The sequence below is a fragment of the Enterococcus sp. AZ171 genome, from assembly GCF_051714005.1.
Classification (GTDB): domain Bacteria; phylum Bacillota; class Bacilli; order Lactobacillales; family Enterococcaceae; genus Enterococcus_B; species Enterococcus_B pernyi.
In genome coordinates, this window is record NZ_JBIORA010000001.1 from 1,629,350 (window position 1) to 1,656,046 (window position 26,697).

The following is a 26,697-nucleotide window of genomic DNA, read 5'->3' on the forward strand; positions in this document are numbered from 1 at the left end:
TCCTTAATGGAAAAAATAGATCAAGACGAGATCAATCATGATTCCTAACATGAAAACGATCGTGAACTTCTTTTTTTTAGTTTTGTGACGAAATATGCGTTGTGCGAACAAACCGCCCAAACCACCGCCTAACAAGCTAACAAACAACAAATTACTTTCTGGTACACGCCAAGCGCCTTTTTTTGCCTGACGTTTATCATAACCCATCAAGCCAAATAGGTAAACATTCACAATGAATAAGTAAAACCATAAGGGATTATGCATCAATACTTCCATCAACTTCCTCCAATTATTGCTCTTCTTTTGGTACGTAGATCGTTATACCTTCTGGGATGACTTTTAGTTCGATCGGTAAGTCATCTGTAGTGTCACCATCCGTCCGAGTCGTCACTTTCTTTTCTCGTGCCTGGATATTGACTTGACTAGCTGTCAGATATTTGATGCCAGGAACAGAATAGATCTTACCTTTGATCATACGTGGGAGATAAAATGCAAACCGGAAAAAATCTAATGAGGGCACGATAGTGATGTGGAACTTGCCATCATCTGGCGCAGCAGAATCATCGAAACCAGTAAAACCGCCTACTGAGTTGGACATCGTGATCGTCAACAACTGTGCTTTTCCCTTCCAATGCTCTTCTTCCGTTTTGATATCCAAATGATATTTTTTCTTTTTTAGCAATAATTTTACGAAACGTTTGATAAAGATCCATGAACCATATTTTTGCTTTTCTTTTTGGCTGATCCAGACCGCTGTGTCTGCTAATATGCCAATAGTCAAAGTAGAAATGACTACTTTATCATTCACTTTCCCATAATCGATTTTGCGGATCGATTCCTCTAACATCATTGCTGCTGCTTCTTCTTTCTCAAAAGGAATGCCTAACACTTTCGCTAAGTTATTGATCGTTCCACCAGGTAATAAGCCAACATGGTAATGGTCTAATTCATCTTGGAATGCTTGGATGATATGGTGGATCGTGCCATCACCACCAATGATGACTAGTGTATCTACCTCATGTTCTTTTGCTTTTTTCCTCAATGTTTCATCTTTGATCGACGGTCCAGTTTCTGTTAGATAAACCTCTAGTTCTGGTCGGTGTTTTGCGACGTACTCCTTGAACCATTCTGCTAATTGTTCCCCTTCATCCTTTCCTGAACTTTTGTTATAAAATACCAGTAACTTCTTCATAAACCATATTCCTCCTACTTTCCTGCAAAAAACAAAGGGAGTGGATGCGAAATAAACGCTCACCCTCCCCCATGAACAGTGATTCGAGCACTGACTAAAATAGCCTCGAATCAATCATATGTCAATGCAGTGTAGCAATCAACCAATAATGTGAGATTATTGGTTGAAATTTAATCTTTTTTATCAATGAAACGGATCAATTACACCTGCGTATTCAACTCCGCGATTTTAACAATGACATCTGTCGCTTTTTCCATGACTTGTAGAGACACAAATTCAAAACGTCCGTGCATGTTTTCGCCACCTGCAAATAGATTTGGTGTTGGTATCCCCAGATAAGAGATTTTTGAGCCATCTGTCCCACCACGTACCGGTTCGATCACTGGCTTGATGTCTAGTTCGATCATTGCTTTTTCAGCTAGATCAACGATACTCATATCCTTTTCGATGATTTCACGCATATTGTAGTATTGATCATACATTTCTACTTGAATACGCTCTTGGTCAAACCGTTGATTCATTTTTTCTTGAATGCTTGTGATCATTGCTTTTCTTGCTTCAAATGACTCACGTTTATGGTCACGGATGATATAGCTCATTTTCGCCTCTTCTGGACTACCATTCAAAGCCATCAAATGGAAGAATCCTTCATAACCATCTGTTTTTTCAGGAACTTCATCAGCTGGTAATTCATTGTGGAAGTCGATCGCTAATTGTAAAGCATTGATCATTGTATTCTTCGCTGTACCGGGATGGACATTTTTCCCTTGGATCGTGATGTTTGCTTGCGCTGCACTAAACGTTTCGTATTGTAACTCTCCTAAAGGTCCACCATCGATCGTGTAAGCAAAATCCACGTTGAACTGTTCTACGTCAAATTTGTCCGCACCAACTCCGATTTCTTCATCTGGACCAAAAGCGACTTTGATCTCCCCATGAGGAACGGAAGGATTTTTCAACAAAATCTCCATAGCTGTCATGATTTCTGCAATACCTGCTTTGTCATCTGCGCCTAATAATGTCGTACCATCAGTTGTGATCAACGTATGGCCATCATAATTTTTTAAATTAGGGAAATCTTTGACATTCAAGGTAAAGCGCCCTTCTTTATCTAGAACGATCGTTGATTCTCCATCATAATTTTCAATGATCTGAGGATTTACACCTACTGCATTGAAATCAGCTGTATCCATGTGAGCAATAAAACCAATCGAACGTACGTCATGATCGATATTACTAGGTAGTGTAGCTATCACAAAACCGTTTTCTGTATTATATGTTACATCAGACAAGCCTAGATCTTCTAATTCTTTTTTCAAAACTTGCGCAAACTCTACTTGCGTTTGGGTAGATGGCGTAGTAGGACTTGTTGGATCGGATTGTGTTTCCGTTTTGACATATCTTAAAAATCGCGGTAATAAGTTCTCGTACATAAATGACTCTCCTTTTTATTTAAATTCAAATGGATTGGTCGATGTTTCTGAAACAAAAAAGTCAACCGTCCAATTCTCTTCGTTTTTCCACTTTTCAAACTTCTCTACAAATTTTTCCTTACACAATGATTCGATATAATGGCCAGGATCAATTGCAGCTAATCCCGCACTTTGCATATCTTGCGCTGTATGGAAATAAATATCGCCAGTAATATAGACATCCGCTCCTTGAGCCAAGGCTGCGGGATAAAACTTCTCACCACTTCCACCACAAATAGCGACTCGCTTGATCATTTTTTGTGGACTTGTCGTTGGGCGAACCACACGTAAACCTTCCAATTGAAAAACTTCTTTTACATGGGCTGCGAAATTATCCAAGCTCTGTTCTTTTGCTAGTTCCCCAATACGACCTAATCCCCAGGTTTTAACTGGTGCATCGATCGAGAACAAATCAAATGCTGGTTCTTCGTAAGGATGTGCTGCAAACATCGCTTGTAAGACTTTCTCTTCTATATTTTCTGGGAAGATCACTTCGACTTTGGCTTCTTGGACTTGTTCCCCACGGCCGACTTCACCAATTGTTGGATTCGCTCCAGCTTTTGGACGGAATCGACCTTGGCCAATCGAGGTAAAACTTGTACTATCATACTCTCCTTGTTCTCCGGCACCCGCTTTTGCTAAGGTAGCTCTTAAACGCGGAGCATCCTCCACTGGAAGATAACTGATCAATTTTTTGTAGCCACGTTCATGTGTTCGAACAAGATGACCTGTGACCTCAATTCCTAATTGCTCACAAAACCAATCGTTCAACCCATCTTCAATGATATCCATGTTTGTGTGGGCTGCATAGACTGCAATATCATGTTTCAACAAATCAGCGTACATTTTTTCTTGTGGAGAATCAGTAATCAAGCGTTTGACTGGTCTAAAAATCGGGGGATGTTTTGCAATCAAAAGATCGATCTTTTTCTCAATGGCTTCTGCCACCACTTCTGGTCGGACATCTAAAGTCATCATCACGCGTTGGATCGGTTTGTCCAAGGTGCCGATGTGCAACCCAACTGGATCGCCTTCTTCTGCTAACCATTGCGGGCAATAGCTTTCAAATTTTTTGATGAAATCTTGTGCTTTAATGGACATGTCATAAAACCTCCTTGATCCATTCCACCTCTTGTTGGATTGTCTCATATCTGTTTTGTTCACTCGCATTTTTTAATTGCTCTAAGATCACTTCACATTGTTTAAGCTCACGTTGCCATTTTGCCGAAAAAGCAGCGTTTTTCTCTTCGAGTAAGAATGGCCCAAACATCAGCTCTTTTTCAGAATAGTCGATGGGCTGTTCTTTCTTTTCAGCTACGATGATCTCATAGATTTTTTTGTTTTCTTCGATGATTTCTTCTGCAATGATCTGATAGTTATTTTCTTTCAGCCACGTTCTTAAAGTTTTTTCGCCAATATTGGGCTGTAGAATCAAACGTTCTTCTCCCGATAAGCGCTGGTTTTGTCGACCAGATTCTAAGATGTCGCGAATCAAAGAGCCTCCCATGCCAGCAATCGTGATCGCGCTGATTTGATCGTCCTTTTCGATGGCCTCTAATCCATTGGCCAAGCGTACCTCGATTCGCTCAGACAGTCCATTTTTCATCACCTGTCGTTTTGCCGATTCAAAAGGTCCTTTAACGACTTCTCCAGCTATAGCAAAGTCGATTTTCCCTTTTAGCATCAATGCGACGGGTAAGTACGCATGATCTGAACCGATATCTGCTAAACGAGCAGCTTCCGGTACAAAACGTCCGACAGTTTCAAGACGTTTCGATAACTCTGTGTGATTCATTTTTCCACTCCTTAACTACTGAATGTTTCGATGTCATCCAATTTGTCATGACTTTAGACAAACACTTACTTATTAAAGTTATCCTACTTATTTACATTTTTATGATAACTATTGTTCTTATCCCTATCATAACATTAGTTTATGTTCAATAGAAAAAAGAACTGGGAAAATATCCCAGTCTTTTTTTAGCAAGTAATCAAAAGATTTCGATTGATTCTTTTTTTATTGGGCAGTGATCTCAATGATCGAATTTCCAGGAACTTGTGGAGGGATCGACATCGTCATGACCGCCATTTCTACCAATTTAAATTCGATCTTTTCTCCTTCTTTCAAGGAATCGACACCACCAGTGATTTGATCCACTGAAGCATTTAAGATCACCCCATCATTGCTGAAGGACGTACCGATATTTGCTGGATCTTCTATTTCTTCTACATCTTTGACGGTGATTTGGTATACATCACCTTCCGCTTCGCCGAAGCTTTCGATCGTACCTGTAAACACACTTTGCTTTTGTTCGGTAGAACTATCTGTTTCCACTGTCGATTCTGCATTGATCGAATCGATTGAACCTGTACTTCCTTCTTCGTTGCCGCAGCCTGCCAATGCAAACAAGAGACCGGCAGCAACTAGACCAGTTAAAATAGCTTTCATCATACATCCTCCGTGTAATTTCTTGCGTTACTGCTTTGATGATTCCATCCGGTTATTTCTTCAAGTCCATGGATTCGTTTCATCTTAACTTTGTTCATTTTATGAATTTTTATTGAAAAGGTGAAAAACAGTGACAGTTGAGTAGATACTCCAACCTGTTTCTGTAAAAATCATTTAATGACATTAGCCATTTCGGCGATTTCGGCCTGTCATTTCGATTTCTTTTGTCAAATAGCGGATTCGTTCCATGATCCGTTTGGCTTTCAACGGTTCCTCATCGCCTCGTTGTGTCACCGTCAAATGCTGTTCTAATTCGTTCATCGTGAAGTTTGAAGAAAAGAACGTTGGCAATTGTTCTTGCATCCGATACTGTAAGATGACACCAAATACTTCGTCACGGATCCAACTACTCATCGCATCCGCTCCAATATCATCGATCATCAAGATCGGCGATTTCTTCACCGCATCTAACTTCTCAGCCACTTGATCTTTACCGATGGCTTGCTTCATTTCCACTGCAAATGTTGGAAAATGAACCAACGTTGTGGTGAATCCTTTGACTGCCAATTCTTTCGCTGTTGCACCTAAAAGATAGGTTTTCCCGATACCAAAACTTCCGACCAAGTACAACCCTTTGTGAAAGCTTTTAGGATCAGCTGAATATTGTTCAACGAAGTCTAATGCTTCCAAGCTTGCATAGCCACGTCCATCTGTTCGTTCGAAATTTTCAAAGGAAGCAGATTGGATGTCTTTGGGCATATCCATTGCTTTCACACGACTCTTGATCTCTTCTTGTTTTTGACGAGCTAAGAGTGCTTCTGTCGGCACGTAGGTGACGTCGACATAGTGGAAATTCAATGTCAATTTTGGTTCATATCCGGGAGCGATCATGGTTGGATCGTTCGTTTGATATTTTCTTTTTTCTTGGACATACTCATAGAGTTTGGCATAACTTTTTTCGATATCCGCTTGCGTCAATCGGTCTTGATGGGCTGACAGAAAGGCTTGAACATCCGCATCATTCAAAACTTCAGCAATCATCTCGGAATACTTTTCTTGGTAGTTGCGTTTACTGATGATTTTCTTCAGTTCTTTTCCCACATCTTCCATTAGCTCTCACCTTCCTTTTTAGCCAGATACTCTTTGAAGCGACGATCGATCTCGGCTTTTTTCTCTGTACTGATTTGCGTTTCGTCTTTTGGTTGATTGACCCAATCAGGCAATTTTTCTCGCCTTACATTTCGGCGATAATTTGACGTGTTGTTTTGTTTTGACGCTTTCGGTTGTTTCGCTTTCGTACTCAATGTATGGAGATGTTCAATCGCTTCTTCTGGCGTACTGATTTTTTTTTGCGCCCACTCATTAGCGATCGTATTCACGAAGCTCGCATTTAAGCTCGCATGGTTTTTTATAACTAACACATAGTTGATCAAAATGTTGATGACACTGCTAGACAGACCTGATTGAGTGACCAAATCTTGCAACAACCAATTTTCCTGTTTGGAAACATACCCGCCTTTTTCTTTTTTTATCGCTTCGAGATAACGCATCGGTGGGGTTTGGCGTGCGACTTGGATCAATTGTTGTGCAGCACTAGGCAACGCCTGATTGACAGGGATACCTGTTTCAGCAGACTGATCGGTAACCAGAGTGTTACTCGATTGTCGCAACGTATTCTGCTGTTGCTGCCGTAACAAGACGATCCGTTGGAGTTCTTTTAAAGATACTTCTTCTGTCGTAAAATCAAATGACTGTAGAATCAACTCTCCTAAAGTCAGTTCATCGAAGCCATAGAGTTGTTGGTATGTTTTCGCTTGTTGCAGAACTGGTTCTGTCAACTGATTGATGTGTTGTTTCTTCAACCAATCGGTTAAAAACGTCCAGTCAAACGAGTCTGAATCTGCGATCAATGATTTGGGTTCAACAGTTGTGAATTGTTGCTGGATCGATTCCACTTGTTCTTGGTTTGTTGCATAGACTGTTTCATTGAACCGATAGACTTCCAAAAACTTCTTAGTGATTTTTTGATAGCCTTCATGCGAAAGATTTTTTGGCTTAAATAATTCCGTCAATTGGTTGAATCGACGTTCGCCAACTTTTTCTAAAAGTAAAAAAGAAAGTAACGTGTCATTGAAAAACGTAGGAACGTCCATCGGTTCTAGCAACTCATAAAGAAAACAATTACCCAAATTTTCATCTTTTTTGAAATAGACTTCTAAAAGACCGATTCCTTCTAATTTTTTTCGTGCCTCATAAAATTGCGGTAATCCACAACTTAGACTACTCAATAAATCGGCGTGTAATCCTTCAGGACCTACGCCAGTTTCTAGCGAGATCTCCGAATACAACGTCAAGTAAAGACTCAACGCTTCTCCCCCGATCAATGGTTGGTAAAGGGATAACAAGGCAGACTTTCCTTCTTCTTTTAAAGGACTGCTTTTTCTTCCTTGGTAAATATTTTTCGGTTGTAATTCTTTCCACGCATTTTCCAAGGAATGCTCCCTCCTTTATTATTTACGCATCTTTTTCACTATTACTCGTATCTTTTGCTTTATCAACAATGTCTTGTAATTCTTTCAAAAAGACAGACATATCTTTGAATTGACGATAGACACTCGCAAAACGAATATAGGCGATTTCATCTAAGTTTACTAAATCTTCCATGACGTATTCACCGATCAGATTAGTTGAAACCTCATTTTCGCCAAGACTTCTTACACGATTTTCAACATGGTTGACGATCTGTTCCATTTGTTCCATCGCTACTGGCCGTTTTTCGGCAGAACGGATCAATCCACGTAAAATCTTGTCACGATTGAATTCTTCTCGTTCACCATTTTTCTTGATGACTAATAAAGGTGCCGCTTCAATTCGTTCAAAGGTTGTAAAACGGAAGGAACATTTTTCGCACTCACGGCGTCTTCTTATCGCTCGACCATCGTCAGCTTGACGACTATCGATCACTCTTGAGTTATTATGTTGACATCTAGGACATCTCATCGTAATTTTCACCTCTCTTGGTGTAGTTTGATCGCTTATTTGAATGTACCATATGAAGTTGTTCTATCAGTTGATTTTTAACACCAATTATGAATCATTGGTGTTAAAAAGGCTGGTTTTCAACACTAAGCTTAAAAATTATAAAATATGAAAAGGATTTTTTCAATTTATATCTTATTGCTCAGTTCAAAGTGATTTTCACAACTTCACTGCTTATTGTTTTAGATTTTTTTCCACTAATTTTTTATTGAACTAATTCAAGTGGATCGTAATAAACGTTTTCTTATTACTAACTTTAGTATAACATGAAACAATTAAGCAATGCGACTGTCCCAGTTAAAAAATCGCTTGAACTGAAAGATTTGTTGTGTTTTTATCTCAACGAACGAAAACAGACTGGCGTTCAGCACCAGCCTGTTTCTTTTTGATTTTCTATTTTAATCAATGCTTGGGTAATCCCTATAGTTTATCTTCGATTCCCGTGTAATGTTTCATTCGTTCTTCTTCGATTTTTTGTTCTGTTGAACGATGATCGACTTTGGGGTCTTGGTTTACTTCAGGACTTGTTTCCGGATCTTTGCGTTCTGTGGTTAAGTCCTGTCGCTTGGATTCTTTTTCGACATGTTGGTCTTCTAACTCAGCAATTCTCGCCCGGTATTCATCTTCACGAATTTTACCTTCTTCTGCTTGGATCTGTCCCTTTTCCTGTAAATCTTCTTTGTGGAGAATCTCACCAATTTTTTCTTTCGCAGAACCTACTACTTTATCTTTTTGGTTTTTGAATGTACCCATCGTATCATCTCCCCCTCTTTCTTTATATAAATAGCATAGCAAAATGTTGCGATTTACTCAAAGAAAGCGATTAAGCAACAACCATTTTTTGATTTCAGCGGATAAATCTTCCTTGGTTTGGCGATTATCGAATACGATATCCGCACGTTGTTTCTTTTCCTCGATTGACAGTTGGCTTTTCACCCGTTGTTCTGCTTCTTGCTTCGATAATTGATTGCGTACCATCAAGCGTTCGATTTGCTGAGATTCTGGGATATAGACAACTGCGACGGCATCCATTTGTGTATCATACTGTCCTTCAAACAATAAAGGAATATCGACAACGATCAACGGATATTGTGCTTTCTTCTCTGTGATTTCTTCAGTGATTCTCCCACGGATAAATGGATCTAATACTTGATTCAATTGCTCACGTGCAGTGACAGAGCCGAAAATCAATTGTCCAAGTTTTGCCCGATCTAACTGACCATCTTGTTGGAGGATCTCTTTGCCGAATGCTTGAACCAACGCTTGAAGTCCTGGCGTATCCGGTTCAACGACCTCTCTTGCCACTATATCGGCATCGATCACTGGAAAGCCATATTGTTGGAAAATAGCAGCGGCAGTACTCTTGCCTGTCGCAATTCCCCCTGTCAAACCTAAAACAAATCCTACTTGGGTATTCTTAATTTCTGACATGTTGGACAATAGTGCGTCCCCCTTTGCGCAACTTTCGTTTTCACGATTGGTGTTTGACAACGAATACATGCTTCTCCTGTCTGTCCATAGACATGTAAAGCCACTTGGAAACTCCCTGACTCACCTAACGCATTGAGATAACTTCGGATCGTTGTTCCCCCTGCTTCAACTGCTCGTGACAACACATCGATGATTGCTTGACGGAGTAATTTGATTTCTTTTGGGCGTAAAGAATCAGCTGGTTGCTCTGGATGGATTTTCGCTTCCCATAATGCTTCATCTACGTAGATATTTCCTAGTCCTGTGACCAACTTTTGATCAAGTAATAAAGGTTTGATGGCTTTGTGTGACTTTTGTAGCCCTACGGTAAAGTCTTTTAATAAGAATAAATCTGGTAAAGGCTCTGGACCTAATTTCAAGATTCCTTTATAGGTATTGCTCGCTCCTTTTTCAACGATCGTCATGCGGCCGAATTTCCGTACATCGTGGTATCGTAATTGGCTGCCATCTTCAAAAGAAAAAATCACATGTGTGTGTTTGTCGATCGGTTCTTCTTTTTCAAAATATTGATATTTCCCCTCCATCCGTAAATGGGAAATCATTTCATAATGACTCAAGTGAAAAATCAAAAATTTCCCTCTGCGACCAATCGATTCGATCATTTCACCAATTAACGTTGCTTCAAAAATCGGTACCTCCGGTTGTTCAATGATTTTCGGCCATAGCACTTGGACGTTTTTTATTTTTTTGTTTTTCACTAATTTTTCTAATCCTCTACGGACAGTTTCAACTTCTGGTAATTCGGGCATCCTTTTTCTCACCTACAATTTTCACTTATTTGATTTTGAATCGAACTTATCTGTGACAAAAATAAAAGCTATTTTGTTCCTGAACTTAAAACAGAATAAACGGTGTTCCATAAGCTGACCTTCAACATTAAGCTAAAAATTGTAAAAATATGAAAAGCTATTTTTCATTTTTCTATCTTACTGCTCAGATCAAAACGCTTTTGTCACAACCTTGATAAACAGTGTCCCCGAAGCAACTACTTCAGAAATAAGCCAAGAAACCCAAAAATTTGAAAAACAATTTTCGGGTTTCTCGCCTTATTCTCAGAGCTGGACAGCTCTGTCACAATCTACTCCTGCATCGAACGAACCCGATCCAAGATTTTCCCTCGATGTTTGTCTATCGGTATAAAAGTAAAGAATTATTTGGCTTCATACCATGTTTTGCCCCAGCTGCTGTCTGTGATCAGTGGAACATGTAAAGCAACCGCCTGTTCCATTACTTCGCTGACTAATTTATCTAACATCTCTAATTCACTTTCTGGCACTTCAAAGACTAATTCATCGTGCACTTGAAGTAACATCGTCGCTTGCAAGTCCGATTCTTTCAAGCGTTTGTCCAATTCGATCATGGCGATTTTCAGGATATCCGCCGCACTTCCTTGGATCGGCGTATTGATTGCTGTTCGTTCGGCAAATGAACGAATGTTGTAGTTTCTTGAATTGATATCTGGTAAATAGCGACGACGATGGTATAACGTTTCTACAAAACCTTGATCTTTCGCTTCACGAACAATACGCTCCATGTATTCTTTGACACCTGGATATTTTTCAAAGTACGTATCGATATATTGTTGAGCCGCTTTACGCGTAATGCCTAAGTTTTGTGATAACCCATAATCAGAAATTCCATAAACGATTCCGAAATTGACTGCTTTCGCTTGACGACGCATATTTGGTGTGACGTCTTCGGCTTTTTCAATGCCGAACACACGCATTGCTGTACTTGAATGGATATCTTGTCCTTCTAAAAAGGCAGCTTTTAAATGCTCATCATCTGAGATATGCGCCAATACACGTAATTCGATCTGAGAATAGTCAGAAGAATAGATCAACCAATCTTCGTTTCTAGGAACGAATGCTTGACGGATCTTGCGACCTTCATCTAAACGGATCGGAATATTTTGTAAGTTGGGATCAACTGAACTCAAACGGCCTGTCTGCGTCAATGTTTGAACATAGCGAGTATGGACTTTCCCGTCCGATTGGATCACTTTCAGTAAACCTTCGACATAGGTCGATTGGATTTTAGCGATTTGGCGATAAATCAAAATATCGTCAACGATCGGTGCTTGCTCACGCAATTGTTCTAAGACATCAACCGCAGTCGAATAGCCTGTTTTGGTTTTTTTGATCACTGGAAGACCCATCTTTTCAAAAAGGATCACACCTAATTGTTTAGGTGAGTTTAGATTGAATTCTTCTCCAGCCTCTTCATAGATTTTTCGTTCGATCTCTCTCAATCGATCCGAAAATTCGATTTTCATTTCTTGAAGACGAGTCGCATCCACTTTGATCCCACTGATTTCCATTTCAGCCAAGATGATCGACAAAGGTAATTCCATTTTTCGGAAAAGATCTTCTTGATTTTTTTCTGCTAATTCTTGACTTAGTTTAGGCGTCAAACCATTGATTGCTGAAACTTTTCGTGCTAGGTGGGCAAAGAAAACTTCTTCATCTTCTGGTAGACCTTTCTTCGCGCCTTTTCCGTAGATTGCTTCATCCGATTGGATATCATGATACCCGTAATGTGACGCTATCCCTTCGATGTCCTCACTTTTCTCGTTCGTATCCAATAAATAAGCACCTAGTAAGACATCAAAGTCGATCCCTTGTAATTTCGCTGCATAGCGGTTCAATGCCACATACGTACGCTTAGCATCATATACATTTTTCAGACGAGTCTTGTCCCCGACCCATGAAAGAAAGGTTTCATTTTCAAAAATCGCTAAGTCATTTGTCACATAGATTTTCTCTGGTGTTCCCCATGCCACACCAACGATGTCTTCTGTATGATAGTTGTCGCCCATCATCTCAACATATAAAGCCATATTTGTCTGGAACATGCTCTCATCATATTCATGGACCACTTCAAACAAAATATCTTTCATTTCTACTTGTTCTTCGACCACATCTAATTTAGCAAGAAATTGTTTGAAATCCATTTCCTTGAAGAAAGGCACCAATTTATCTAAGTCTTTTCCTTGATAGGCAAGGGAGTCAATATCCACTTCTACTGGCGCATCGGTATCGATCGTTGCTAATTTTTTGGACAAGAAAGCTTGCTCTTTGTCATTGATCAGATTTTCTTTCATCTTACTTTGTTTCATTTCGTCGATATGTTCATAGATCCCTTCAACAGAGCCATATTGATTCAATAATTTGATCGCTGTTTTTTCACCGATCTTTGTTACGCCAGGGATATTATCTGAAGCATCCCCTGCTAATCCCTTCATATCGATGATTTGTTTCGGTGTAAGGCCATCATATTTTTCCGCCACATGTTCTGGCGTATAACTTTCAATGTCACTTACACCTTTCACAGTGATATCGACTTTGATTTCTTTTGATGCCAATTGTGTTAAATCTCGGTCACCGGACAAGACAACTACATCGAATATTTCTTTATCCACTTTTTCTGCCAAAGTACCGATGATATCGTCTGCCTCATAGTTCGGTAACTCGTAATACTTCACACCCAGACCGGTTAGAAGCTCACGGATATAAGGCATTTGTTCTTTGAATTCTCCCGGTGTCTTTGAACGGCCACCTTTGTATTCTGCGTACATTTCTGTTCGGAATGTTGTTTTCCCTGCATCAAAAGCAACCAAAACATGCGTTGGTTGTTCTTTTTGCATGACATTTTCAAACATATTATGAAACGCATAGATTGCGTTGGTATGCAACCCATTACGATTTTTAAAACGTTCCAACGAATTGTGCAACGCAAAGAATGCACGAAAGGCCACACTATTTCCGTCAACGAGTAATAATTTATTTTTAGTCATCCGCTTAACTCCTTACTATAAAGTTCTTTCTCATTCTAACAAAGAATGCCAAAGAATGCGAAAAGAAAAAACGGACAGGCAAAAGGTTGTTAGAAAAGCGGTACGTACTAAGGCGTAAGACACCAGTCTTACTTTTTGAATACCGTTTATCCTAGATTGCGAACAAAGTAATTTAGGATAAAAATAGTGATTACTGGTATCGAGGACCCAAAAAAGAACCCACTAGAATTTGACGATCAAATTCTGTGGATTCTTTCTTTTCATATGAGAGATATTTTTATCTTGCTCTTCGTTTATTGCTTAGTTATTACGTCCAAAGATTCGTAAGAATGCCAAGAACAAGTTGATGAAATCTAGATATAGTTGAAGTGCCAAGAATACGGCAATCCCACTATTTGCTTGTCCATTTGATTGAACATATACATTTGCGATCTTTTGGTTATCATAAGCAGTGATACCTGCAAAAATCACGACAAGTAGTAATGAGATGAACAGTTCAACTGCACTACTTCTTAAAATAAAAACATTCAAGACCATCGCAATGATCACACCGATCAACGCTGCCATTCCGGCACGACCCACACCTGATAGATCTTTTTTAGTGAACATCCCGATTGCTGACATCCCAATGAACATCCCAGTTGCTGAAATAAAAGCAGTTGTGATCGTTCCGATATCATAAAAAGCTAATGTAACAGCTAAAACGATACCATTCAATAAGGAATATGCGATAAATCCACCGATTGCTAAGCTTGGATTTTTTTGTGCTTTTGCTCCTAAAACTAAAACCAAAATGATTTGGACAATCCATAATCCCATAAAACCTAATGGAAAATTATTGATGAAGCTTGCTACTTGATAAGGAAAAACTTGGATCGCTAAATAGGAAGTGATCGCACTCAGCGCTAGACCGATTCCTAAAAATCCGTAGACTTTCGCATAAAAGCGGTTGATACTATTTGATATGATTTGATTGTTCATCTTATTCACCTTCACTTTCAAGAGTTAATTCTTGTTCTAATTCTGGTGGTTGTACCATGACTACTGCATCTAATACACGATTGTCTTGTGTATTCGTGGCCTCCACTGAAATAGTCACAACATTTTTCATCTTATCCACTCGAATGACTTCAAACTGAAAAGTCAATGTTTCATAATGAAAAACCGGCTCGACAAAATTAGCTGAAAAATTCACCACATGAGAACCTGGACCAGGCAAGTGTTTTGACACTGCACTTGTTATGATTCCCATTAACATCACAGTTGGAACAATGGGTTGATGATATTCCGTTTTCTGTGCAAAATCATGTTGGATATATAAAGGATTGGCATCGTTTGTTAATCCTAAATATAATAATAACTGACTATCTTCAATTGATTCTGTTAAAGATAACGAGTCGCCTTCCTCGATTTCATTGATTGTTTTTCCTAATTTACGCGGTTTACTTATGTTCAAGTTTAAACCCTCCAGTTTATTTATTCATTCGTACCAATTGTACCAAATCATACAAAAAACGCAAGTTACAGAACATGCTTTGGTCTTTCACTTATGTAAGCAATCACTTCGATGATCGTACATTATTTATTGAAGACTATAGCATAGTTGAATAAAAACCGTTCGTATTTTGTCTGGATACTTTAGGATTTCTTAATTCGATTGAATACGTACGGTCACTATAAGCAGGCGAAACATTACTGAAAAAGAACTCTACCTATCACCCACAAATAAACGCCAAAAGGGGCTGCCACCTGACAATCCCTTTTGACGCTAACTTCTTTTATTCACTTAGATGATTACAGAACGTTTTTCGTTGTACTGCTCAATAATTTTTCATAGGCTTGTTCAAATTTTTGAACATCACCAGCACCCATGAAAATAATCACTGCTTCGTGGTAGTCTAATAACGGCGAAACGTTATCTTCTTTGATTACTTGACCACCTTTTTTGATTTTTGCCCCTAGGTCTTCGATTTTAACGTCCCCTTGTTCTTCACGGGCAGAACCAAAAATATCACATAGATACACACGGTCAGCTAAATCTAAGGCTTCGGCAAATTCATCCATCAAGGCAATCGTACGAGTAAATGTATGTGGTTGGAAGACTGCAATGATTTCTTTGTCTGGATATTTCTGACGTGCGCCATCAATAGTTGCTTTGATTTCTGCTGGATGGTGAGCATAGTCATCAACGACTGTCATATCAGCCACGATTTTCTCGCTAAAACGACGTTTCACTCCAGGGAATGTCAACATTTCGTCAGCAACTTCTTTCACGTCTAACTTCTCGAAGTAGGCAACTGCAATAACACCAAGTGCATTCAAAATATTATGTTTTCCAAATGCTGGAACTGTAAAGTGTCCAACAAACTCTTCGCCATGGAACACATCAAAAGCTGAACCAGTTGTCGTACGTTCAATATTACGTGCTTGGATATCGTCATCTTCATTCATACCGTAATAATAGATCGGCACATCCGCTTCTAACTTTCTTAGATAGTCGTCATCTCCGTAAGCAAAGATCGCTTTTTTGACTTGTTTTGCCATCGTTTGGAAAGCGGAGAAAACATCATCGATACTTGTATAATAATCAGGATGATCAAAATCGATATTCGTCATGATCACATAATCAGGAGAGTAAGCTAAAAAGTGGCGACGATATTCACATGCTTCAAAAGCAAAGAATTCTGCCTCTGGATCACCATGACCAGTGCCGTCACCAATCAAGTAACTTGTCGGACGAATCCCTGTCAATACATGTGATAATAGACCTGTCGTACTTGTTTTCCCATGGGAACCAGTGACAGCGATACTCGTATAATTTTGGATAAAATCTGCAATAAAATCATGGTAACGGATCACTTCTAATCCAAGCTCTTTTGCACGTTGGATCTCTTCGTGTGAATCTGGAAAAGCATTGCCGGCGATCACGATCATTCCTAGTTTGACGTTTTCTGCATCAAACGGCAAGATAGAGATATTGGCTTTTTCTAAATCTCTTTGAGTAAAGAAATATTTTTCGATATCTGATCCTTGGACGTTTAATCCTTTTTCATGTAATACAAGTGCCAAAGAGCTCATTCCTGAGCCTTTAATACCAACAAAGTGGTACAAATTTTCTTGATTTTTCATTTGAATCCTCTTCTCTTAACTATCATCCATTATTTTATTCATACTTTCAACACGAAACCCATTATCTTATAAACAATAAAAAATTTCAACCAAATTTATTCGGATGATTTTTAGTTCCTTAAATATTAGTGCCCTGATTACCTTTTTAGCGAAACTTTTTCATTCATCGCTAAGAGACGTAAATAAGCAGACCACACCTCATCTGGGATGTCGACATGACCGATAAATCCCGTTCCATTAGGTCCGTAACCTTGGGCATCATCTTTCAAACGAACTATTTCTCCAAATACTAAGGCTTGGAAATAATCAGAAGGCCACAAGTCATTTAGTCTTTGATCAGAGAAGTTGAATCCCTTGGTACTTTCTGTCACTTGTGGAAGTATCGGTACATAATTATAAAAATGAATAGACTCATTGCCCCATTTCTTCTCAAAAGTCGCCTTTGTTCGTCGTTGCAAGGTGGGATCATTCATTAAAAGAACACGTTCAGGTAATGGGCCCTGTGCTTTTAATAAATTGTAAGAAAATGAAGCATTCTCGCCACAATTGGTTGACTTCGTTTCTAACAATAGTGCCTGTTCAGGTAACCTATATTTTTCAAGCAAATAGCGGGCACAAATCTCACTTTCACTTAAACCTTGTTCAAATAAGAATCCTTGTTTTTCAAAATTTTTATAGAGATACTTCGTCGCATGTCCGATCCCACCAACTAAAACGATTTGCGCAACCTGCTGGTTCAAGTAAGCCTTTGCTGCTTCATCTACTAGGACGGGCAGACAATTCCCAGCTAAAATCAGTGTTGGTGCTTTTAGTTCCGAACACTCCTGTGGGTCAGGGTCTGCTAAAAAATCCAATAAGCAATTCCAGTCTGCAATTCTTGATGGTTCACCTGTCATTCTGTTTCTCTCCTCATACAATTATTCAACATCGAAGTACGTGGTTTTTTGCCATACCAATCGTCCTCTACAACGCCCACACAAATAGCGATCTGTATTGATTTTCCTTTTACGATAAATCCATTCAGCACACTTTTGGCATTGATATCCTTCGATTTTTTGCCTTCTATTTGAAGGAATAGCAGGTGCATAACGTAAGCTACCCGTCTTTACCAATAACTGTTTGAAATCTGAGTCACGATGGCGATACCCTTTTCCAGTCAAGTGAAGATGATAATGACACAGCTCATGTTTGATGATCCCGATGATCGTTGCTTGATCGGCTACTGCAAACATCGTCGGATTAAAATCCAAATGGTGATCATTTAAATGATACCTACCACCTGTTGTTTTCAAACGTTTGTTGAACATTGCTTGGTGCATGAACGGACGCTGGAAGCTTGTCCAAGAAATCTCTTCGACTAACTGTTGCAATTCTTCTTGTGTCACGCTTGATCCTCGTAAGGCGAAAGCATCGTCAGACTGATACGCCCTTTGTTCGTATCCACTTGTTCGATCCAAACAGTGACGACATCACCAACGGAAACCACGTCAGTTGGATGTTTGACGAATTTATTGCTTAATTTAGAAATGTGGACTAAACCATCTTGTTTCACACCAATATCGACGAATGCGCCAAAATCGATGACATTGCGAACTGTTCCTTTTAATTCCATGCCGGGTTTTAAATCTTCCATACTCAATACATCTGAACGTAAAAGTGGCGCAGGCATTTCATCTCGCATATCTCGTCCTGGTTGGGTCAACCCCTCAAGAATATCTTTTAATGTTTCTTCACCTACTTGCACTTGTTGTGCCAAGCGTTGTGGAGAAATCTGACTTAATTTTTCAATTGCTTCTTTCGTTCCTAAATCCTTTTCAGATAATTGGTTTGCCTGTAAGATCTCTTTTGCTACTGCATAACTCTCTGGATGGATCGCGGTGTTGTCCAGTACATGTTTGCCACCAGGCACACGTAGGAAACCGATTGCTTGTTCATATGCTTTTGGCCCTAAACGTGGGACCTTCTTCAATTGCGTTCGAGAAGCAAATGCACCATTTTCTTCACGATACGTTACGATGTTTTGAGCAGTCGTCTTATTTAGACCAGAAATATGTTGCAACAACTGAGGACTCGCTGTATTGACATCGACCCCTACTTGGTTCACTGCCGTTTCAACAACAAAATCCAACTGTTCTGCTAATCTTTTTTGTGAAACATCATGTTGATATTGTCCCACGCCAACAGCCTTCGGATCGATTTTCACTAGTTCAGCCAACGGGTCTTGTAATCTTCGAGCAATCGAAACTGCACTCCGTTCTTCGACTTGTAACTCAGGAAATTCTTTACGGGCAATATCACTTGCGGAATAGACAGAAGCTCCGGCTTCATTGACGATGGCATAAAACGCTTGATGTTTGGCTAACTTCAACTGTTCTGCCACAAATAACTCCGATTCACGGCTCGCCGTCCCATTACCGATTGCAACCATATCCACGTGGTACTGATCAATCAATTTCACAAATGCAGGACCTGCTTCGGCTCTTTTTGCTTGATTTGCCGGTTTATGCGGGTAAATCACTTCGATCGCTAAAACCTTACCAGTCGCATCCACCACTGCTAATTTACAGCCGGTACGATAAGCTGGGTCAAAGCCTAAGACAACTTTCCCTTTTAAAGGTGGTTGTAATAACAAGTTACGCAGATTTTCACCAAATATAGCGATGGCTTGCTCGTCCGCTTTTTCGGTCAATTCATTACGGACCTCCCGCTCAATCGCAGGTTGGATGAATCGTTTGTAACTATCGTGAATCGCTAAACGAACAGAATTAGCAGAAGACGAAGCTGTATCAGGAATCAATTGTTTCTCCAAATAAGTTAAAATCGCAGCTTCATCAACCGTAAGATTGACTTTCAACACTTCTTCTTTTTCTCCACGATTGGTTGCTAAGATGCGATGAGAAACAATTTTATGAATTGGTTCAGAAAACTCGTAATACATTTCATATACGCCTTTTTCATCATTTTCTTTGTTCTTGACGGTACTTTCGTATAGCCCCTTATTGTACGTATATGAGCGGACCCATGTTCTGAATTTTGCATTGTCACTTACCTGCTCTGCAATGATCTCATGGGCACCTTCTAAGGCTTCTTCAGGAGACGGAACTTCTTCAGTGACGTATTTAGTTGCTTCGGTCAAAACATCTTCAGATGAAAAGGTCAATAACCAAGTTGCTAAAGGTTCTAACCCTTTTTCTTTCGCAATCGTCGCTTTCGTTCTTCGTTTTTGTTTGTATGGACGATACAAATCCTCTACTTGTTGCATCTTTACAGATTGTGTAATACTTTGTTGTAATTCTGGAGTCAATTTTCCTTGTTCATCAATCAAACGCAAGACTTCGGTTTTACGTTTTTCCAAATTTGCTAAATAAGCATAGCGCTCTTCAATTTCACGGATTTGTACTTCGTCCAAGCTTCCGGTCATTTCTTTACGGTAACGAGCAATAAAAGGCACCGTATTTCCTTCTGCTAATAGATTTAAAACAGTCGTCAACTGTTTTGCTTGATAATCTGCCAATTCTTTCTTTACAAGATCTAGAATCGTTGGATTTACTTTGTCTGTCATTAAATAGCCTCTTTTCTAAGTCGAAATCGATTCCTACTACGGTTTATTCATTAAAAAGCAAGAATCAAAAAATCATACTGATTTATTTTAGCATAGATTCTGGTATTTCTAAATGTAACTAAACAGTGTCTAGAACAAAAATAAAATTCATTTTTGTTTTTAATTTGAAAATGTATAATCGGTTTTCCAAAATCTGACCTTCAGGACTAAGCTAAAAAGCCCAAAAATTTGAAGAACAAATTTCGGGTTTCTCGGCTTATTTATCAGAACTATACACTTTTATCAAAAACTTTTTCTGATCAATCACGTGGTTGCCATGGTCCTTGATTGTTTTGATACTCGATATCTTGGATGATTCCAGTTGGTTCAAAAACGACACCATGCATCGATCCGCCAAAGACAGCCCCACCGTCGATCCCGATTTTCTGATCTTGTATCCACAAATCAGTTGTCTGCATATCTCCATGGAGTAATGGCGTGATCGTATGACCAAATACGATCGTCTTATCAGTCCGATTCTTATGCTCATGAAAAGGCTCTCTGATCCATAAAAAATCTCCAGGGCTAGTATCACGCCAATCTTTTTTAGTTAGATCAACACCCGCATGGACAAAAAGATAGTTTTCCCATTCATAATATAAAGGCAAATTACATAAAAAATCGACCAATTCACGATATCTTGAACGAATCATCATGGCAATCTCAGTTGGTGAATATTCTTCTGCTGCACCTGGATGCAAAAGACTTTCCATTGTTTCTCTTCCACCGTTTCTTAAGTAAGACGGATACCAGTCTTCTGGTTCTTGGAGAAACTGTAAGAAGTACTCTTCATGATTGCCTCGTAAGTAGACCGCACCAGTTTCTTTCACTAACTTCATTCCTAGTAATAAGCAATCTTTTGTTTTTGGTCCACGATCATTCAAATCACCAATCAAGACTAATTGATGAATATGTGGATCATAATGTGTTAATAGCTTTTGAAAAAGATTATAACTTCCATGGACATCACCGATTGCATAGACAAATGGTTTATTCATGACACCACCACCTTTTCATTTGATTATATCGCAATTTTATCCTCATAGGTAGCAACAATTTCCGAATAGTTAAGAGAAAAATCTCCTGATTTCAGATGAAAATGAGAGCCACGAAAATTTGAAGAACAAATTTCATGACTCTCATTTTATTTTATAAACACTAACTACGTCAGCTTTGATTTTTAGAAAAATTATACAAATGCTGCTAAATGAGCGTCGATTTCTTCCGCAGATAGATTTCTTTCTTTGACATAGCGATTATGCGGATGTTTAGCACAGGCTACTGAACATGAGCCTAAATGTTTTTCTTCATTTTCCACTGAGGCTAACATTTGACGATTACACTCTGGATTTCCACAGTTGATGTAGCGTTCGCAAGGAGTACCATCAAACCAGTCTTTCCCAACGATCTGCTTATCTACGCGATTGATATCGACAGCGATACGCTCGTCAAAAACGTACATTTTGCCATCCCATAGTTCTCCTTGGACTTCTGGATCTTTACCATAGGTCGCAATCCCCCCATGCAATTGACCGACATCTTTGAATCCTTCTCTCACTAACCACCCAGAAAATTTCTCACAGCGAATCCCGCCCGTACAATAAGTCACGACCCGTTTTTCCATAAACTCTTCTTTATGGTCACGAATCCATTGTGGTAGTTCTCTAAAGCTACGGATATCAGGACGAACCGCTCCTCTAAAATGCCCGAGATCATATTCATAGTCATTTCGTGCATCGATCACAACCGTATCTTCATCAAGAATCGCTTCTTTAAACTCTTTAGGCGACAAATAAGCGCCCGTCATTTCTTTCGGATCAATGTCATCTTCTAGTTTTAGTGAAACTAGTTCAGGACGCGCACGAACAAACATTTTTTTGAAGGCATGACCCTCGCTAGGATCAATTTTGAAAAATGTGTCAGCAAAACGTTCATCTGCCAACATCGCTTCCATGTATGCCTCAGTTTCTGCGATCGTTCCAGAAACTGTCCCATTGATCCCCTCTTCTGCGACAAGGATACGTCCTTTTAAATTTAGTGATTGGCAAAAAGCAAGATGCTCTTTCGCAAAAAGTTCAGGTTCTGTGATTGTTGTATATTTATAATATAGTAGTACTTGGTAATCCATTTAGTTACTTCCTTCCATCAATTCATTCCATAACAGTATAAAGAAGTATAAATGAAATGACGATATTTCTGCTTGTGTATTTTTGCGCAAGTATAGTTTACATAATATGAATATCGTAATTTTATGTATTCAAAGACACAAAAAAACCGACTAAAATTTCAGTCGGAGTTCTTGCTTCATTCTTACTAAGTAGGTTATTTTCCTGTCACAGCAAAGTAATTGCCATCGGGATCTGCAAAATTGAATACATATTCTTCACCTAAATGGACTAAATCACCTAATGTCACTTCTAATTGTTGCATCTTTTTGTATAAACCAAAAATATCCTCACTATAAAACATCAAAGAAGGTGCCCCACTAGCTGTACCTGGTGAATGCTGTTCGATAAATTCACGATCATATAAAACAAACGCAGTACCCGCATCTTTTGATTGGGCAATCTCAATAATCAATGTACCATCCATTTCTTGACGATCCAACACAACAAAACCGATCTGCTGCCAGAAATTTGCATTTTTTTCAACATCATCTACGTATAACATGATTTTCATTTCATTTGTAAACATCTATTCATTCCTCCACTTTTTTCGTCCTAGCTAGTTTAGCATAGCTGGTACTGAAAATCTATGTTGGAGAGGTACGAATGAGAAAAGTGATTTATGTCATTCATTTTATAAGTAAACTCATCTTTTACTAGTCAAGTCTATGCTATATCATAGTCATCAGTTTTTTTATCTACTATATATTCTTCATTTAAACTTTTAACAATGTGTTTGATGTTAAATCCATAAATTATATCTGTGAACATATCACCTTCTGATACATCACAATCACTACAAAAACATTCAATGGAATATAAGCCATCTGAAAGTAAAATATCAGCTTCTCCTGAGTCTTCATCTATTCAGTTTACTTTTTTTATATTAATCATCTTGTATTATTTCCTGTGATTTTAAAAGATACAATTTCATTAATTAAAACATTGATTTCAAAGTTCTTCTATTTTTATTTATCCGCCCTATATTTTTTTATCCAGTCAAGAGTTTCTTCTTTATTTGTTATTAGAATAATAAAACTTTCTTCCGTAAATTTTACACGGGTGTCTTTTACACTAACACCATGATCCTCACTTATCATATCTATTATCGTTACTTCTCCTTCAGAACTAGCTAATAAATATTGATTACCTTCTAAAAATATTCCCTCGTATTCGTCTCCTTCATACAACTCATCTTTAAAATTACTATTTTTACTAGTATCAGCAGTTTGCAATTGACTAGCTGCGCCTGAGATGGCTGAGGCAATTTGATTGGCTGAGTTTTTGGCGGACGTTATGCTACTTTGAATGTCTTGATTGCCAATTAGCGTTGTACGTGTGTCATTTTGAAGCGATGATGCTTGGTTTAAAGGGGTGGTTGCACTGGTGATTTTTGAAGTGGACTGCTGGGCTTGTGAAGAATCATTGCTGAATGTTCCTCCTCGAATAATATAGGCTGTATAGAACGCTTACACATTCATTATAGCAATACATAACCCTTCGGTGAATAAGAATTGTATTAGATAGTTTTTGTTACCTTATATTTTTATAGATTTTTGTATCAATTATTTTAAGTTTTCACTTTTCGGAATATATTTACAGAGTAAAAAAAGCGAGAGCATTTCGCTCTCGCTTTTTGTTTTTTTTTATTAAGCATTCACGTCAACGACTTTTGCTTCATCTTTGATCACATCTCGATCAAGATCATTGATACGTGCACTTGTAACAATACCTGCTACCATACTGCCACTTACGTTGACAGCTGTACGAGCCATGTCGATCAATGGTTCAACGGAGATAACTAAACCAACGATTGCTACTGGTAAGTTCATTGAACCTAATACGATCAATGAGGCAAAGGTTGCCCCACCACCGACACCAGCTACTCCGAATGAGCTGATTGTTACAATGGCTACAAGAAGCAAGATGAATTGAATGCTAAAGACATCCATTCCAGCTGCTGGTGCAACGATTGTCGCTAGCATGGCTGGGTAAACACCCGCACAGCCATTTTGACCGATCGATAAACCAAAGCTGGCAGCAAAGTTTGCTGTGGCTTCATCCACACCAAGCGCTTTTGTTTGTGTTTCGATATTCAATGGCAAAGCACCCGCACTTGAACGTGAAGTAAATGCAAAACTTAGTACTGGAAATGTTTTTTTCAAGTAGTCGATCGGGCTGACTTTCACACCGATCAAAATCAAGAAATGAACGATCATCACTGCAAACAATGCAAGATAAGACGCTAACACAAATTTACCTAAGTTCAAAATGGCATCAAAATCACTTGTTGCCATCACGTTCGTCATCAATGCGAACACGCCATAAGGTGTCAAACGCAAGACTAACGTCACGATACGCATCACGATACGGTACAAGCTATCGATCATATCAGCAAAGAATGATGCTTCTTTTGGTGCTTTTCGTTTGATTCCTAAGTAAGCAACCCCAACAAATGCCGCAAAGATCACGACAGCAATCGTACTTGTTGCACGAGTTCCGGCAAGGTCTGCAAAAATATTTTTAGGAATAAATGACAAGATTTGTTGTGGGATACTTAATCCTTCCACTGTTTCTTGTCGTGTCGCTAACTCAGAAATACGAGCAGTTTCGGCCGCTCCTTGCGTAAATTCAGCACCTTGAAGACCAAATGCGATCGTCACACCGATCCCGATCAATGCGGAAATAGCCGTTGTTGCTAATAAAGTGGTCAGCACCGTTGCACTGATTTTACCTAATTTTTCTGATACTTTCATTTTTGTAAAAGCCGCAACGATTGAAACAAAGACTAAAGGCATGATCAACATTTGTAAGAAACTAACGTAGCCGTTCCCAACGATACTGATCCAATCCATGGATTGCGTAATAACCTCGTTTTCTACTCCAAAAATCAGTTGCAACGCGCCCCCGAATACGATACCGGCAGCTAGCGCAGTGTAAACCCGCGTTGAAAATTTTGCATGGCGCTTTTGCATACGATAAAACATATATAATAATGCCGCAAAAACTAGAACCACTAAAACTGTGATGAGTGTTGTCATTTTCATCCTCCTCTTAATTTGTAATGACAAGTCCATCTAAGGAAGTAAAGGTTCCCGAGAAGAACTCTTCAGCTCTTCTCCTGAAAATATTTTTTTCAGTGACTTATTCATTCTAGACTATTTCCCGAAATTTTTCCTTACTTTTGCTTACAATTAGTAATAGAAAAAAACACCAGTGATAGCTAATAACTATCACTGGTGTTTTCTCTTAATTTTATTCTTTGGTTTTTTCTTCTTTTTCTGATTGGAAGTTCAATTTCACACCTGGCGCATCCAAGGCGATCTCTGTTACTTCATAGGCCAGACGTTTGACCATTTCAAAAAGTGGGGCCACTAATTCATCGACCTCTTCTTGCGTCACATCATTTTGATCTTGGACTTTGCGATTCAAGATGTGGTTGATTTGACTAACGCTTCCAGATAACACATATGTATCAAATACTAAACGAAATTCTAAACGGGCACCAACGATGCTATGTTCTTTCGGATAGTTTTCAATTGTCTCTTTTAGTGGTGAAAAACCTACTTTTAAGTCAGTTTGTACCTCTTGATCAGGTTTTAAAAAATCATAATGAAAAGCTTCTACTACTTCTTTTTGTCTTCTAATTTCCATTTTATCACTCCTCTGTTTAAATTATAGCATAACTAAAGTTGAAAGGGGATACTTATTCTGCATTCTTTTCGATTGCTAAAATATCCGCTAGATTCGCCACAATATGGTCGGCAGGAATCTCCCCTAAGAAATGATCGATATCATATAGGCAAGTGTGGATCTTTGCGTTGATCCCCGCTTCAATATCTAATCTTCGATCCCCTATCATCATTGTTTTTTCTGGGTCTAAATGATAACGATCGATCAAGTGACTGATTGCATCAGGTGCTGGTTTTCTGGCAAATCCTTGGTCGATACCAATCACTTCTTCGATCAAATCTGCTAGCTCAAAGACTTTTAAAAGTTTCCAAGTAGAAGCCGTTACACGATGTGTTAAAATATAATGTTTTGCTCCCTTCTGTTTTAAACGACGTAAAACCATTTCAGTCTCTTTGAACGGTACTGAGAGTTCTTGATATTGTTCTTCATATTGATGAAACAATTGATTGAAGGAGGCTTCTTCTAATTGATAACTTTCTCGTAGTTTTCTCACCGATTCTTGCTTCATCACGCGATATATTTCCTTTTTTGGTCGTTCGATACCAAAATCTTGTAATGCTTGAGATACTCCTTCAACCATCGCCGGATACGTATCGAACAATGTCCCATCAAAATCCCAAATGTAATTTTTAATCATTCTTTTACTCCTTTTTACTCATTTCACTAGACC

At 38.8% G+C, this 26,697-nt stretch carries 26 protein-coding genes and 1 pseudogene; all 27 read right to left on the minus strand.

Annotation, left to right across the window (positions count from 1 at the left end; translation table 11 throughout):
- Positions 1-3 precede the first annotated feature (3 nt).
- Entirely contained in the window at positions 4-276 is a 273-nt protein-coding gene (locus IGJ49_RS07995) for a DUF1294 domain-containing protein (RefSeq protein WP_010735321.1), read from the minus strand.
- Positions 277-289: 13 nt separating this feature from the next.
- Entirely contained in the window at positions 290-1,192 is a 903-nt protein-coding gene (locus IGJ49_RS08000; RefSeq protein ID WP_349519539.1) for a diacylglycerol/lipid kinase family protein, read from the minus strand.
- Positions 1,193-1,392: 200 nt separating this feature from the next.
- A complete protein-coding gene (pepT, locus tag IGJ49_RS08005) occupies positions 1,393-2,625 on the minus strand; it encodes a peptidase T (protein ID WP_349519541.1) in 1,233 nt (410 codons plus the stop codon).
- 15 nt (positions 2,626-2,640) lie between these two features.
- The gene (locus IGJ49_RS08010; protein ID WP_349519543.1) at positions 2,641-3,765 is read right to left on the minus strand and encodes a Nif3-like dinuclear metal center hexameric protein; all 1,125 of its coding nucleotides are present in this window, start codon (positions 3,763-3,765) and stop codon (positions 2,641-2,643) included.
- Position 3,766: 1 nt separating this feature from the next.
- The gene (locus IGJ49_RS08015) at positions 3,767-4,459 is read right to left on the minus strand and encodes a tRNA (adenine(22)-N(1))-methyltransferase (RefSeq protein WP_438723041.1); all 693 of its coding nucleotides are present in this window, start codon (positions 4,457-4,459) and stop codon (positions 3,767-3,769) included.
- 222 nt (positions 4,460-4,681) lie between these two features.
- Complete coding sequence (locus tag IGJ49_RS08020) at positions 4,682-5,113, minus strand: hypothetical protein (RefSeq protein WP_010735316.1); 432 nt, start codon at positions 5,111-5,113, stop codon at positions 4,682-4,684.
- A gap of 183 nt (positions 5,114-5,296) precedes the next feature.
- Positions 5,297-6,223: a primosomal protein DnaI gene (gene dnaI / locus IGJ49_RS08025; protein WP_062805163.1), complete on the minus strand. Its 927-nt coding sequence runs from the start codon at positions 6,221-6,223 to the stop codon at positions 5,297-5,299.
- A complete protein-coding gene (locus tag IGJ49_RS08030) occupies positions 6,223-7,605 on the minus strand; it encodes a replication initiation and membrane attachment family protein (RefSeq protein WP_349519546.1) in 1,383 nt (460 codons plus the stop codon). Before IGJ49_RS08030 ends, dnaI begins: the two co-directional genes overlap by 1 nt.
- Positions 7,606-7,627: 22 nt before the next feature.
- Positions 7,628-8,113, minus strand: coding sequence for a transcriptional regulator NrdR (nrdR, locus tag IGJ49_RS08035; protein ID WP_349519548.1), 486 nt, complete (start codon positions 8,111-8,113; stop codon positions 7,628-7,630).
- Positions 8,114-8,572: 459 nt separating this feature from the next.
- Positions 8,573-8,905, minus strand: a complete 333-nt coding sequence (locus tag IGJ49_RS08040; RefSeq protein ID WP_349519550.1) for a CsbD family protein — start codon at positions 8,903-8,905, stop codon at positions 8,573-8,575.
- 57 nt (positions 8,906-8,962) lie between these two features.
- Positions 8,963-9,583 carry a dephospho-CoA kinase gene (gene coaE, locus IGJ49_RS08045; protein WP_041684210.1) on the minus strand — a complete coding sequence of 207 codons (621 nt, stop codon included), beginning with the start codon at positions 9,581-9,583 and terminating at the stop codon, positions 8,963-8,965.
- Positions 9,556-10,392: a DNA-formamidopyrimidine glycosylase gene (gene mutM, locus IGJ49_RS08050; RefSeq protein ID WP_438723045.1), complete on the minus strand. Its 837-nt coding sequence runs from the start codon at positions 10,390-10,392 to the stop codon at positions 9,556-9,558. The genes coaE and mutM overlap by 28 nt, the downstream gene beginning before the upstream one ends.
- 401 nt (positions 10,393-10,793) lie before the next feature.
- Entirely contained in the window at positions 10,794-13,439 is a 2,646-nt protein-coding gene (gene polA / locus IGJ49_RS08055; RefSeq protein ID WP_010735309.1) for a DNA polymerase I, read from the minus strand.
- Positions 13,440-13,739: 300 nt separating this feature from the next.
- Positions 13,740-14,420, minus strand: a complete 681-nt coding sequence (locus tag IGJ49_RS08060; RefSeq protein ID WP_019722650.1) for a Bax inhibitor-1/YccA family protein — start codon at positions 14,418-14,420, stop codon at positions 13,740-13,742.
- A gap of 1 nt (position 14,421) precedes the next feature.
- Positions 14,422-14,895, minus strand: a complete 474-nt coding sequence (locus tag IGJ49_RS08065; protein WP_010735307.1) for a MaoC/PaaZ C-terminal domain-containing protein — start codon at positions 14,893-14,895, stop codon at positions 14,422-14,424.
- Positions 14,896-15,233: 338 nt separating this feature from the next.
- Positions 15,234-16,568: a UDP-N-acetylmuramate--L-alanine ligase gene (gene murC, locus IGJ49_RS08070; RefSeq protein WP_349519553.1), complete on the minus strand. Its 1,335-nt coding sequence runs from the start codon at positions 16,566-16,568 to the stop codon at positions 15,234-15,236.
- A gap of 137 nt (positions 16,569-16,705) precedes the next feature.
- Entirely contained in the window at positions 16,706-17,464 is a 759-nt protein-coding gene (locus IGJ49_RS08075; protein ID WP_023519770.1) for a YdcF family protein, read from the minus strand.
- A gap of 21 nt (positions 17,465-17,485) precedes the next feature.
- Positions 17,486-17,953 carry a SprT family protein gene (locus IGJ49_RS08080; protein WP_438723050.1) on the minus strand — a complete coding sequence of 156 codons (468 nt, stop codon included), beginning with the start codon at positions 17,951-17,953 and terminating at the stop codon, positions 17,486-17,488.
- A complete protein-coding gene (locus tag IGJ49_RS08085; RefSeq protein ID WP_409173419.1) occupies positions 17,950-20,130 on the minus strand; it encodes a Tex family protein in 2,181 nt (726 codons plus the stop codon). The genes IGJ49_RS08080 and IGJ49_RS08085 overlap by 4 nt, the downstream gene beginning before the upstream one ends.
- 299 nt (positions 20,131-20,429) lie before the next feature.
- Entirely contained in the window at positions 20,430-21,167 is a 738-nt protein-coding gene (locus IGJ49_RS08090) for a metallophosphoesterase (RefSeq protein WP_010735302.1), read from the minus strand.
- Positions 21,168-21,358: 191 nt separating this feature from the next.
- Complete coding sequence (trhO, locus tag IGJ49_RS08095) at positions 21,359-22,297, minus strand: oxygen-dependent tRNA uridine(34) hydroxylase TrhO (protein ID WP_023519774.1); 939 nt, start codon at positions 22,295-22,297, stop codon at positions 21,359-21,361.
- A gap of 194 nt (positions 22,298-22,491) precedes the next feature.
- Positions 22,492-22,863: a VOC family protein gene (locus tag IGJ49_RS08100; protein WP_010735300.1), complete on the minus strand. Its 372-nt coding sequence runs from the start codon at positions 22,861-22,863 to the stop codon at positions 22,492-22,494.
- A 439-nt stretch (positions 22,864-23,302) separates the two neighbouring features.
- On the minus strand, positions 23,303-23,569 hold the full coding sequence (locus IGJ49_RS08105; RefSeq protein ID WP_409173420.1) for a hypothetical protein: 267 nt from the start codon (positions 23,567-23,569) through the stop codon (positions 23,303-23,305).
- Positions 23,570-23,785 (minus strand): annotated as a pseudogene (locus tag IGJ49_RS08110) (TIGR04197 family type VII secretion effector); the annotation flags it as partial.
- Between the two features lie 198 nt (positions 23,786-23,983).
- Positions 23,984-25,375, minus strand: coding sequence for an L-cystine transporter (locus IGJ49_RS08115; protein ID WP_438723054.1), 1,392 nt, complete (start codon positions 25,373-25,375; stop codon positions 23,984-23,986).
- 214 nt (positions 25,376-25,589) lie between these two features.
- The gene (locus IGJ49_RS08120) at positions 25,590-25,988 is read right to left on the minus strand and encodes a DUF1149 family protein (protein WP_010735294.1); all 399 of its coding nucleotides are present in this window, start codon (positions 25,986-25,988) and stop codon (positions 25,590-25,592) included.
- Between the two features lie 52 nt (positions 25,989-26,040).
- Entirely contained in the window at positions 26,041-26,661 is a 621-nt protein-coding gene (locus IGJ49_RS08125; RefSeq protein ID WP_196228153.1) for an HAD-IA family hydrolase, read from the minus strand.
- Positions 26,662-26,697: the final 36 nt, after the last annotated feature.

Excerpts from the sequence above, each read along its gene's own strand:
- IGJ49_RS08015 (WP_438723041.1), bottom strand. The coding sequence starts at position 4,459 with ATGAATCACACAGAGTTATCGAAACGTCTTGAAACTGTCGGACGTTTT.
- IGJ49_RS08010 (WP_349519543.1), bottom strand. The coding sequence starts at position 3,765 with ATGTCCATTAAAGCACAAGATTTCATCAAAAAATTTGAAAGCTATTGC.
- IGJ49_RS08000 (WP_349519539.1), bottom strand. The coding sequence starts at position 1,192 with ATGAAGAAGTTACTGGTATTTTATAACAAAAGTTCAGGAAAGGATGAA.
- polA (WP_010735309.1), bottom strand. The coding sequence starts at position 13,439 with ATGACTAAAAATAAATTATTACTCGTTGACGGAAATAGTGTGGCCTTT.
- trhO (WP_023519774.1), bottom strand. The coding sequence starts at position 22,297 with ATGGATTACCAAGTACTACTATATTATAAATATACAACAATCACAGAA.
- coaE (WP_041684210.1), bottom strand. The coding sequence starts at position 9,583 with ATGTCAGAAATTAAGAATACCCAAGTAGGATTTGTTTTAGGTTTGACA.
- IGJ49_RS08090 (WP_010735302.1), bottom strand. The coding sequence starts at position 21,167 with ATGAATAAACCATTTGTCTATGCAATCGGTGATGTCCATGGAAGTTAT.
- IGJ49_RS07995 (WP_010735321.1), bottom strand. The coding sequence starts at position 276 with ATGGAAGTATTGATGCATAATCCCTTATGGTTTTACTTATTCATTGTG.
- IGJ49_RS08060 (WP_019722650.1), bottom strand. The coding sequence starts at position 14,420 with ATGAACAATCAAATCATATCAAATAGTATCAACCGCTTTTATGCGAAA.
- IGJ49_RS08040 (WP_349519550.1), bottom strand. The coding sequence starts at position 8,905 with ATGGGTACATTCAAAAACCAAAAAGATAAAGTAGTAGGTTCTGCGAAA.
- mutM (WP_438723045.1), bottom strand. The coding sequence starts at position 10,392 with ATGCCCGAATTACCAGAAGTTGAAACTGTCCGTAGAGGATTAGAAAAA.
- nrdR (WP_349519548.1), bottom strand. The coding sequence starts at position 8,113 with ATGAGATGTCCTAGATGTCAACATAATAACTCAAGAGTGATCGATAGT.
- IGJ49_RS08075 (WP_023519770.1), bottom strand. The coding sequence starts at position 17,464 with ATGACAGGTGAACCATCAAGAATTGCAGACTGGAATTGCTTATTGGAT.
- murC (WP_349519553.1), bottom strand. The coding sequence starts at position 16,568 with ATGAAAAATCAAGAAAATTTGTACCACTTTGTTGGTATTAAAGGCTCA.
- IGJ49_RS08020 (WP_010735316.1), bottom strand. The coding sequence starts at position 5,113 with ATGAAAGCTATTTTAACTGGTCTAGTTGCTGCCGGTCTCTTGTTTGCA.
- IGJ49_RS08085 (WP_409173419.1), bottom strand. The coding sequence starts at position 20,130 with ATGACAGACAAAGTAAATCCAACGATTCTAGATCTTGTAAAGAAAGAA.
- IGJ49_RS08120 (WP_010735294.1), bottom strand. The coding sequence starts at position 25,988 with ATGGAAATTAGAAGACAAAAAGAAGTAGTAGAAGCTTTTCATTATGAT.
- IGJ49_RS08100 (WP_010735300.1), bottom strand. The coding sequence starts at position 22,863 with ATGTTTACAAATGAAATGAAAATCATGTTATACGTAGATGATGTTGAA.
- dnaI (WP_062805163.1), bottom strand. The coding sequence starts at position 6,223 with ATGGAAGATGTGGGAAAAGAACTGAAGAAAATCATCAGTAAACGCAAC.
- pepT (WP_349519541.1), bottom strand. The coding sequence starts at position 2,625 with ATGTACGAGAACTTATTACCGCGATTTTTAAGATATGTCAAAACGGAA.
- IGJ49_RS08115 (WP_438723054.1), bottom strand. The coding sequence starts at position 25,375 with ATGACAACACTCATCACAGTTTTAGTGGTTCTAGTTTTTGCGGCATTA.